The sequence below is a fragment of the Bradyrhizobium sp. PRIMUS42 genome (genome assembly GCF_023006515.1).
GTDB lineage: Bacteria > Pseudomonadota > Alphaproteobacteria > Rhizobiales > Xanthobacteraceae > Bradyrhizobium.
Genome location: NZ_JALBGZ010000163.1, coordinates 1 through 10,274, shown reverse-complemented (window position 1 = coordinate 10,274; position 10,274 = coordinate 1). Strand labels below are relative to the sequence as shown.

The 10,274-nt window shown below is 64.2% G+C and carries 10 protein-coding genes, 1 pseudogene and 1 riboswitch; of the genes and pseudogenes, 9 read left to right on the top strand and 2 right to left on the bottom strand.

All coding sequences use genetic code 11. From position 1 onward, the window contains the following. From MOV75_RS14920 to MOV75_RS14895, 6 genes are all read left to right on the top strand, one after another. The coding region (locus MOV75_RS14920; protein ID WP_247006082.1) for a PAS domain-containing protein at positions 1-180 on the top strand (180 nt) is incomplete at its 5' end. Positions 181-263: 83 nt separating this feature from the next. After that, positions 264-440, top strand: a complete 177-nt coding sequence (locus MOV75_RS14915) for a hypothetical protein (protein WP_246924088.1) — start codon at positions 264-266, stop codon at positions 438-440. A gap of 137 nt (positions 441-577) precedes the next feature. Beyond that, positions 578-787: a hypothetical protein gene (locus MOV75_RS14910; protein WP_246924091.1), complete on the top strand. Its 210-nt coding sequence runs from the start codon at positions 578-580 to the stop codon at positions 785-787. Positions 788-936: 149 nt separating this feature from the next. Beyond that, a complete protein-coding gene (locus MOV75_RS14905) occupies positions 937-1,188 on the top strand; it encodes a hypothetical protein (RefSeq protein ID WP_246924094.1) in 252 nt (83 codons plus the stop codon). A gap of 48 nt (positions 1,189-1,236) precedes the next feature. After that, a riboswitch (cobalamin riboswitch) is annotated at positions 1,237-1,450 on the top strand. A gap of 114 nt (positions 1,451-1,564) precedes the next feature. Then, positions 1,565-3,802, top strand: coding sequence for a TonB-dependent receptor (locus MOV75_RS14900; protein ID WP_246924099.1), 2,238 nt, complete (start codon positions 1,565-1,567; stop codon positions 3,800-3,802). Between the two features lie 47 nt (positions 3,803-3,849). Then, complete coding sequence (locus MOV75_RS14895; protein ID WP_246924102.1) at positions 3,850-4,431, top strand: hypothetical protein; 582 nt, start codon at positions 3,850-3,852, stop codon at positions 4,429-4,431. Positions 4,432-4,514: 83 nt separating this feature from the next. Here the strand turns inward: MOV75_RS14895 and MOV75_RS14890 are convergent, their stop codons facing one another. Then, positions 4,515-4,739 carry a hypothetical protein gene (locus tag MOV75_RS14890; RefSeq protein ID WP_247006080.1) on the bottom strand — a complete coding sequence of 75 codons (225 nt, stop codon included), beginning with the start codon at positions 4,737-4,739 and terminating at the stop codon, positions 4,515-4,517. Positions 4,740-6,338: 1,599 nt separating this feature from the next. Here MOV75_RS14890 and ilvD point away from each other — a divergent pair. Together ilvD and MOV75_RS14880 are read left to right on the top strand one after the other, a co-directional pair. Further along, entirely contained in the window at positions 6,339-8,060 is a 1,722-nt protein-coding gene (gene ilvD / locus MOV75_RS14885; RefSeq protein ID WP_247006078.1) for a dihydroxy-acid dehydratase, read from the top strand. After that, on the top strand, positions 8,047-8,874 hold the full coding sequence (locus MOV75_RS14880) for a tetratricopeptide repeat protein (protein ID WP_246924114.1): 828 nt from the start codon (positions 8,047-8,049) through the stop codon (positions 8,872-8,874). Before ilvD ends, MOV75_RS14880 begins: the two co-directional genes overlap by 14 nt. 103 nt (positions 8,875-8,977) lie before the next feature. On the opposite strand, the gene xth is transcribed toward MOV75_RS14880, so the two are convergent. Further along, positions 8,978-9,775, bottom strand: coding sequence for an exodeoxyribonuclease III (xth, locus tag MOV75_RS14875; protein WP_246924119.1), 798 nt, complete (start codon positions 9,773-9,775; stop codon positions 8,978-8,980). A gap of 134 nt (positions 9,776-9,909) precedes the next feature. Between xth and MOV75_RS14870 the strand changes: the two are divergent. After that, positions 9,910-10,274 (top strand): annotated as a pseudogene (locus MOV75_RS14870) (PAS domain-containing sensor histidine kinase); the annotation flags it as partial.

Sequence of the window (10,274 nt, the reverse complement as noted above, 5' to 3'; positions counted from 1 at the left end):
AACGTACTGCAAAGCACGTTTCACAGCATGGCGGAGGCGGTGCTGGTCATCGACGCGGACGGCAATGTCCTTCTGTCCAATCCGGCCGCATCGCGCAATTCGACGCCAACCCGCCGGACGCCGTCTGGGATGGCGCTTGGCGGCTGGACAGCAAATAGGCTGCCGGACTGCAAAAATTGATTCTACTCGATAACGATGTTCGCCGTGACCTATTTCCCGGGCTTAGGTTGGGTGTCCTTGAGGCGTTTGACGGGGACACGCCGATGACAGACCTTCAGAACAGACTGGAACGGTTCGAGACGCTCACCGCCGAATGCGAGCTGATTGCCAGGCTCGCCACCGACAGCACCAAACGCGAGTTCTATCTGAAGCTTTCGGAGCAGTACCGCCAATTGGCGGCGGACATGCGCCAGGCGATCGCGACCAAGGCTGCTGCCTGACGCCGCCTGCAATCCGTTCTTAATGTTTGGCGCGCATCCTTGAAGCACGCGAGCGATTGCTCGTGCTGGAAGGCCGGGGTCGCTGCAGTGCAGCGCGCCTCGCGAGTGTCATTTGCCATGCTTGACAGGGCAATCACATGCGCCTCGTTGCCGTGATCATATTCGCGCTCATGACGGCGGCCTGCGATCAGGAGCAGGACATCACCGGCTCGACGTCGGCCTGCCCGATGCGGAACTACAGCTACAATCCCCGCGACATGAACCAGTGCGTCAATGCCTGCAAATCGTGCGATCGCGGCACCACGGTCACCTGCACGACCTCTTGCACCCTCAAGGGCGCGCGCTGAGATCCTGACGCCTGTGGCGGCCGGGAACGGCGAGCCCGAGATCGCCGGCTTCCAAGGAACAGGAGCTGGCGGTGCTTGGGCACCGGAACGATTCACTTGGGTTAAACATTGAAGGTGGCGGCAGGACGCGGAGTCCGATGGAAATGGGTATGCTCGATCCCGGTCGATTTCTGGTCTCGTGCTCGCATTGCGATGCCTGGCCGATGGCGGCCAATGTGAAGCGGTCGAGCTGGTGGGCGTCCCCGCACGAGGTCCGCTTTGTCTGCACGCGCTGCCGGCGCGAGGAAACCGCGATCGTCTCGGCCTCCGGCGAACTGACCCCGATCAAGCGCGTCGATGCTCCGCCTCGCGACGTCGCTGTCGCCTGGGCCCAGGCCCAGCGTATGCGAGGGCGGACCTGAGGGCGGTGACAACAGCCGCCCGTCGATTGACTCCCCGGCGTGACGCCACGTAAGTTGATCGGTGACGGTTCTCCTCACGGAGATCAAAAGGGAATGTGGTGCGGGATTGCCCAACGGGGGATTTGTCTCAACGCCACGGCTGCCCCCGCAACTGTAAGCGGTGAATCTTTCGTCCTATGCCACTGGGAATCTCGGTCCTGGGAAGGCGACGTAAGGTAACGACCCGCGAGCCAGGAGACCTGCCGTCAGCCGTGGTCACACGCGAAGATGTCGGTCGGGGAGTACAGACATTGGTTTCACCGGAGCAATCCATCGCTCTGCCGTGAAACCTCGTTCGCTGTGACGTGCCACTGACGTCATACCGAGGTTTACAACCGTGTCCCGTCTTGTCTCTGCCGCCAGGCGCCTCAGCGCCGGCCTGCTCGCGTCCGTTTCCCTCCATTCGCTCGATCTGTCCCCCGCCTTCGCCCAGCAGGCCCTTGCCGAGCAACTGCCGCCGATCGAAGTGACCAAGCCCGACGATCAGAACCGCACCCGCGCCAGGGCGATCGGTGATGGCGAGCCGACGAAGCGCCGGGGAACCGCGAATGTCGCGCCGGCAGGCAATGGCGCCGGCTCATCCGGCTCGGGCTCCGAGGCTGTCGCCAGCAACGGTGGTATCGTCGGGGCCGCCACGACCGTCATCACGGCCGCGGATATCGCGCATTCGCCGTCGCAGACGCTGGCCGAGATCATCGCGACGCAGACCCCGGGCGCCCAGATCACGACGTTCTATGGCGGTCAGATCGGCGCGAAGACCAGCGTGGATCTGCGCGGCTTCGGCGCGTTTGCCAACGCCAACACGCTGGTGCTGGTCAACGGACGGCGGCTGAACGACGTCGACATGGCACAGGTGGACCTCTCCACCATCCCGCTCAATTCCATCGAGCGTATCGAGATCACGCGCGGCAATTCGGGAGCGGTGCTCTACGGCGACAACGCCGTCGGCGGCGTGATCAACATCGTCACCAAAAACGGCGTCGGCGGACCGCCGGTGACCGCGCGCATCGAGGCCGGCTTCGGCTCGTTCAACGCCAGGCTCGGCAACGTCTCGACCTCGCTCAATTCCGGTCCGTGGTCGACCTCGTTCTATGGCAATGCCGTCAGGACCGATGGCTATCGCGACAACAATCGCTATTCCCAGCAAAACGGCGTCGGCAATCTCAATTACTCAACACCGGGCCTGACCGCTTTTCTCACCGTCACGGGCGACAATCAGGAGCTGCGATTGCCCGGCGGGCGCACCGTCGATCCCTCGATCGGCCTCGACGAGCTCAAGACCAACCGGCGAGGGACGAGCACGCCGTTCAACTACGCCAACCAGCAGGGGTTTAGCGCAACAGCGGGCTTCACCAAGACCCTCGTCAACGGCGTCGATCTCATCGTCGACGGCGGCGTGCGCGACAAGAAGCAGCAGAGCGCGTTCTTCTCCAGCCCGGTGCCGGTTCCGGCCTTCTTCACGTCGACCTATGTCGATTCCCATCTGACGACGTGGTCGATCACGCCGCGGCTCAGTGTGAAGAGCCTCATGCTCGGCATGCCGTCGCAGCTCCTGACCGGCATCGACTATTACGATGCGAGCTTTCAGCAGAACCGCGGCGCCGGGCAGGGGCTCTCCTCCTGGCATAATTACGATCTCAGGCAGCAGACGGTCGCAGGCTATTTTCAGCACACATTGGGCGTGGCGCCTACGACCGACATCTCCTATGGCGCGCGGGTGCAGACCGTCAGTCTTGCGGCACGCGACAATTTCGACCCGGCGGCGCCGTTCAACGCCGACATCGGCGCGCTGCCGCTGACGAGCAACGAGACCCAATATGCGCTGCATCTCGGGGCCGAGCATCGCCTCAACGACATGGTCTCGCTGTTCGGCCGCGCCGCGCGCGCGTTCCGCACGCCCGACGTGGACGAGCGCCTGTCCTCGGGGCCTTCGTTCGATCCCCTGACCTTCGCCGCGATCCCGCAAACGTTCCAGCTCAAGACCCAGACTTCGCAGGACATCGAGGGCGGTCTGCGTATCAAGGGCGGCGGGCTGCAGCTGCAAAGCAGTCTCTATCTGATGGACCTCACCAACGAGGTCCATTTCAACCCGGTCCTGTTCTACAACACCAATCTTGATCCGACCCGCCGCTACGGCTCGGAGACCAGCCTGTCTTATCGCGTCAACGACGCTCTGCTGCTGCGCTCCGGCGTGGCCTACACCCGCGCCGTCTTCCGCGAAGGCGTCTGGGCCGGCAATGACGTGCCGCTGGTGTCGCGCTACACCGCGAGTGCGGGCGTCACCTGGAACATCTGGCAGAATTATTTGGTGCTCGATGCCACCGCGCGCTTCTGGAGCGAGCGGCGCATGGACAACGATCAGGCGGGCACCCAGAAGCCGATTCCCGCCAACGGCACGATCGACCTCAAGCTCAGCGGCCAGTATGAGCGCTACTTCTGGTCGCTCAGCGTCAACAACGCGCTGAATGCGTTCTACTACGACTACGCCATCGCAAGCACCTTCACGGACGGTCGCTTCAGCGCCTATCCGCTGCCCGGTCGCACCTATCTGCTCAAGGCCGGCGCCACGTTCTAATCACATTCCCTGAAATGGACGAGCATCCGAACGAGAAGAGATCACCCATGCCACTTAACACCCAGCCGTCTCACGGCGACCGTTTCCGGCTTCACCCGGTCGCGCCGCGCCTTGCGCCGATGTTCTGCTTTGCGCTGCTGACGGTCTCATGCGCGCTCGCAAGCTTTGCCTTCGCCTGCGCAACGCCGTTTGCGGCCTTCGCCGTCGTTGCCGCGGCAATGCTGCCGGCGCGCCCGGCGTTGCTCGTCGTCACCGGCGCCTGGCTCGTGAACCAGATCATCGGTTTCGGCGTGCTGCATTATACGATCGATGGCAGCACCATCGCCTGGGGTTTTGTCATCGGCGCCGCTGCGCTTCTCGCGACTGCCGTGGCGTCGACCGTGCTCCGCACGCTGCCGCAGGGCCGCACACCGCTGATGCTGGCGATCACGTTGGTCGTTGCCTATGCGACCTACGAGCTCGCGCTGCTCGCCGCGACGCCGTTCCTCGGCGGTGAGGGCGCCTTCACCGCCGCCATCGTGACCCGCATCGCTCTGACCTGCGCCGTCTGGCTCGCCGGCCTCGTCGCCGTCTGCGAGATCGTCCGGCTGCTCGATCCGTTTGGCAGCAGGGGCGCAATGTCGGCCTGAGCCGGCAGACTGTAGCCCAGACGAGCGCAGCGACATCCGGGATCCCAGCGAGTGGATCCCGGGTATCGCTGCGCTCATCCGGGCTACAAGACCGGAGTTTGGACCTTGGCCCACCGCCGCACGGCGACCGCCGTCCAGACCGTCTCGACAAGTCCGAACGGCCAGGCTCCCTGGAGGAAGCCGTAAATCCCGCTGAGGGCGCACGCCGCCGCGAAGGCCAGCACATAATGTGGCCCGCGCGGCTCGAGCGCGTAGAACAGCAGCATCGCGCTGACCGACAGCAGCCCGAAGATCGTGATTGTGTCCATCAACTCGCTGGCGGCTTCGGCTTCTTGGCAACCCCGAGCGCGTGGAACACCACTGGCTCCATGACCGATAGTGGCGACACCATTGCGTCGATGACGCACCTGTTGTGTCGGCGACGTTCGCAGCCGGCACGCTTGCGCGCGTCGATCGCAACGTCACTCTGGTCCCCGCACTAAGAGACAGACTTGCATCCAGCTCAAAAGCGGCCTGTTCAAAGTAGGTCCAAATCACGCAGAGCGCGATTTCATCCGGGCTACGGCACCATCATCGTCACCCTGAGGCGCTCGCCTCTTCGGCGAGCCTCGAAGGGCGACGGCCCGGCTGTGGCCGTTCATCCTTCGAGGCTCCCGGCGCGATGCGATGCGCATCGCGCCACTCGCACCTCAGGATGACGGAACGAGCGACACCCTGTGTCGCCCTCTGTCAATCCGCTCGCGCAAAAATATTCCACTTTACCGAAATTCGGAAATGGCGTATGTGTCGCCCATCCCGGCTCATCCAAGAGGGGCGATCTTGTGTCGTCACGCATCGCGAGCCGGGCCTGCGGTGGACGCGGCAGCGTCGGCATGAGAGGTGCGGGCAGGGCGGGTAGTCCCTGTGAGCCCGCGGCCGCGTGCGGACGAGCGGCGCTGTTAGGTTCGTCTCGCCTGTAAGTTTCCGGCTTTGTCGACAGGGCTGGGAAAACTGCGGCGAAATGGCGGGCCGTGCGTACGGCAAAACCGTGTGGTCCTGGCCGTCGTTGCTACGGTCAAGCTTTTCGCGAAGGTGCGAGCGAGCCCAACCGGGCAGACTGCATCATCCAATTCGCGGGGCGAGGGAGGCCAGAAGGAAAGTTCGGCTCCCGGGAGATCACGGCATAAGCCGTCCGACCATCGCGCAGGGAAGGCCGAGTGATCGGCGACACCTGTATGCTGCTGTGCGGTTCTTCCTGCGTGCGCGTTTCGCGCAGCGGACCGCGGGTGCCAGCCGGCACCCGGCCTTCCCTGCGCCCTCTTGGCTCAAGAGGGCGGAGCGACCAAGCAAAGCTCGGGCGAAACCAGCCGCGAGAGCGGGAAGATGTGTCTGCCAGCGAGATGCCAGCTGGAAGAGCGATGCCGTTGCACCAAACTCCGTCATGCGAGCGCAGCGACTTGTCCGCCGAAACCTTGGCGAAGGCGGAAGCAATCCAGCATTGTGCCGTGTCGCCTTCTGGGTCCCGGCTCTGCGCCGCAACGCTCAACGCGTTGTGGCTTGTCCGGGACACGAGAGTGCGCGAGAGGGCCGACTCATGCGGGAATCTCGTCAGCGAACGGATGTCGGCGTGTTACTTGGATTAATCAAAGATTGTGATGCGTCATCCCTAGGGTATCTCGGTAAGTCACCCCCGTGTCTTCCCGGTAACGATTGTGCCGTCCATGCAACACCCGGCCCGGATTTAACCCTCATCACCGGCCGTTCGCATCGCCGCCGCTTTTTGGCCACACCCAGACATGAATAAAATCGCTCTAATGTTTTGGAGGTAGCGGGCAGTCCTTGACGCCACGAGAAAATCCCAAGGTCGATTCAAATCTTGGCTCTGATTTTTCGGGTCTGAAAGGGTTGACCGGGGAAACTGGTTTGCGATGGGCGCGAAGATTGACAAGCAGAGGCTGCCGAGCCGTCACGTGACGGAAGGCCCTGCGCGCGCGCCCCATCGGTCCTATTTCTACGCCATGGGTCTGACCACCGCGCAGATCCACCAGCCTTTCGTCGGCGTCGCCTCCTGCTGGAACGAGGCGGCTCCCTGCAACATCGCGCTGATGCGTCAGGCCCAGGCGGTGAAGAAGGGCGTGGCGTCGGCAGGCGGTACGCCGCGCGAATTCTGCACCATCACCGTGACCGACGGCATCGCCATGGGGCATGACGGCATGCGCTCCTCGCTGCCGTCGCGCGAATGCATCGCCGATTCGGTCGAGCTGACCGTTCGCGGCCATGCCTACGACGCCCTTGTCGGGCTCGCCGGCTGCGACAAGTCGCTGCCGGGCATGATGATGGCGATGGTCCGTCTCAACGTGCCCTCGATCTTCATCTATGGCGGCTCGATCCTGCCCGGCACTTTCCGCGGGCAGCAGGTCACCGTGCAGGACATGTTCGAGGCCGTCGGCAAGCACTCGGTCGGTGCCATGTCGGACGAGGACCTCGACGAGATCGAGCGCGTGGCCTGCCCCTCGGCGGGCGCCTGCGGCGCGCAGTTCACCGCCAACACCATGGCGACCGTTTCCGAGGCGATCGGCCTCGCACTGCCTTACTCGGCCGGTGCGCCGGCACCGTATGAAATCCGCGATGCCTTCTGCATGACCGCGGGCGAACAGGTCATGGACCTGATCGCCCAAAACATCCGGCCGCGCGACATCGTCACCCGCAAGGCCCTGGAGAACGCGGCTGCCGTGGTCGCAGCTTCTGGCGGCTCGACCAATGCTGCGCTGCACCTGCCGGCGATCGCGCATGAGTGCGGCATCAAGTTCGACTTATTCGACGTCGCCGAAATCTTCAAAAAGACACCATATATCGCGGATTTGAAGCCGGGCGGCCGTTATGTCGCCAAAGACATGTTTGAAGTAGGTGGCATACCGCTTCTGATGAAGACGCTGCTCGACAACGGCTTCCTGCACGGTGATTGCCTTACCGTCACGGGCCGCACGATCGCTGAAAACCTCAAGAGCGTGAAGTGGAATCCGCACCAGGACGTGGTGCACCCGGCAGACAAGCCCATCACCGTGACAGGCGGTGTGGTGGGTCTGAAGGGCAATTTGGCGCCAGAAGGTGCGATCGTGAAAGTCGCGGGAATGTCCAACCTCAGGTTCACCGGTCCGGCCAGGTGCTTCGACCGCGAGGAGGATGCTTTCGAGGCGGTCCAGAAGCGCACCTACCGCGAAGGCGAAGTCATCGTGATCCGCTACGAGGGGCCGAAGGGCGGCCCCGGCATGCGGGAAATGCTCCAGACCACCGCAGCGTTGACCGGCCAGGGCATGGGCGGCAAGATCGCGCTCATCACCGACGGCCGCTTCTCCGGCGCCACCCGCGGCTTCTGCATCGGCCATGTCGGGCCGGAAGCCGCCATTGGCGGGCCGATCGGGCTGCTCGAGGACGGCGACATCATCGAGATCGACGCGGTTGCCGGTACCCTTAACGTAAAATTGAGCGACGCCGAGCTCGCCCAGCGCAAAACCAAATGGAGCGCTCGCGCGACTAACCACACGTCGGGTGCGCTCTGGAAATATGCTCAGCAGGTTGGACCAGCGGTCGGGGGGGCAGTGACCCATCCGGGCGGCGCGCACGAGAAACAGTGCTATGCGGACATCTAGGCGTGCCATAGTTGCGTTTGTGTTGGGGGCTGCTGCGCTGGCCGCGCCGGCGCTCGCCTTCGACGGCGCCCCGGTCAACCCGAAGGACGCGACCATCCCGGTCGTGACCACGTTGCCTGGGACCGCAGCGACCGTGCGCGGCAAGGTCGCGCCGGTGGTTGTGCCTCAGGAGACCTCACTTAGTGCGCTGCAATATGCCGCCGAGGGTGGTCACCCCATCGCGCAATGGAAGCTCGGCCGCATGTACGCCAATGGCGACGGCGTCGCCCAGGACGATCTGCGCGCCTTCGAATATTTCAGCCGGATCGCCAACGCGCATGCCGAGGACAGCCCGTCGGCGCCGCAGGCGCAGATCGTGGCCAACGCCTTCGTCGCGCTCGGCCGCTATTATCTCAGCGGCATCCCGAACTCGAAGATCAAGTCGGACCCGGAGCGGGCGCGGGAGATGTTCTCCTACGCAGCCTCCTATTTCGGCAACGCCGACGCGCAGTACGACCTCGCCCGGCTGTACCTTAAGACGCCGGACGCCTCGCGTGAGGATTACCGCTATGGCGCGCGCTGGCTCGGCCTCGCCGCCCAGAAGGGCCAGCATGAGGCGCAGGCACTGCTCGGCCAGATGCTGTTCAACGGCGACCGTCTGCCGCGGCAGGCCGCGCGCGGCCTGATGTGGCTGACCCTGGCGCGCGACAGCGCCGGCATTGAAGAGACCTGGATCAAGGAAAGCTACAACCGCGCCTTCGCCAAGGCCTCCGACGACGATCGTGCCATGGCCCTCCAAATGCTGGAGCAGTGGGTGCAGGGCCGCCGGGAATAATCACTCCGCGCAGTCATACCGGGGCGATGCGGAGCATCGAACCCGGAATCTCGATATTCCGGGTCCGGCTCTTCAAGCCGCCCCGGAATGACGACGTTGCTGGCTACGCCGCCTCCAGATCCAGATCCGCCCACACCGGCACGTGGTCCGACGGCTTCTCCCAGCTGCGCACATAGCTGTCGATGCCGACATTGGCGAGCCGGTCGCTGGCCTGGGGCGACAGCAGCAGATGGTCGATCCGCAGGCCCTGGTTCTTCTGCCAGGCCCCGGCCTGGTAGTCCCAGAAGGTGTAGAGCCCGGGCTCGTCGGTGACGGCCCGCAAGGCGTCGGTGAGGCCAAGGCCGAGCAGGGACTGAAAGCTCTCGCGGGTCTCGGCCTTGAACAGGGCATCCTCGGTCCAGGCGGCCGGGTTGTGCACGTCGCGCGCGTGCGGAATGACGTTGAAATCCCCTGCGAGGATCAGCGGCTCCTCGGTCTTGAGACGCTCCTTTGAATAGTCCAGAAGCCGCGACATCCATTTGAGCTTGTAGGGATATTTCTCGGTCCCGACCGGATTGCCATTGGGCAGATAAAGGCAGGCGATGCGCAGGACCCCGCGCTTGAGCGTCACCACGCCCTCGAGGAAGCGGGCATGGGCGTCCTCGTCGTCGCCGGCGAGGCCCGACTTGGTCTCGTCGAACCGCAGCTTGGAGAGCAGGGCAACGCCGTTAAAGGTCTTCTGCCCGTGCGTGACCACGTTGTAGCCGAGCGCCTCGATCTCCAGCCGCGGGAAGGCCTCGTCGACGCATTTGATCTCCTGGAGGCAGACGATGTCCGGCTGGCACTCCTTCAGCCAGGTCAGCAGGAGGTCGATCCGCTGCCGGACCGAGTTCACGTTCCAGGTGGCAACTCTGATGGTCATGTCGGCGGGCTCCGGGCAGGGGCCATGGTTAGAACAAACTGCAAACGCGCCCGTCAAGGACGGCGCAAAATCTCCCACAAAATTAACCCGGCTTAAGCAGGCAGCAGGCCATTGATCGTCAAAAGGTTCCTCGGATGGGATGGCCGGACAAGTCGATAGAGCGAACTGAGCCGCGTGACGGCCTGATCGGCGCGTTCCTGTATTGGCTCGGCGGCTTCGAGATCGAGGACGGCCTGACCGCCGATCTCAGCGAGCGCGAGATCCGCCGCATCCGCGCCAAGCAGATCGACGCGGTGACGCAGCTGATCCCGGTGACGATGGCGGTGACGATGCTGAACGTCGCCATCGTGCTGATCCTGTTCTGGGGCAGGGGCTGGAACGACTTCCTCGCGATCTGGGGCCTGACGCTTGCCACCACCGCCTCGCTCGCGGTGCGCGCATGGCGGCGGTCGCATCGGAATCCGCTGCAGGAGGCCACACCGCGCGCCGCGCAGCAGAT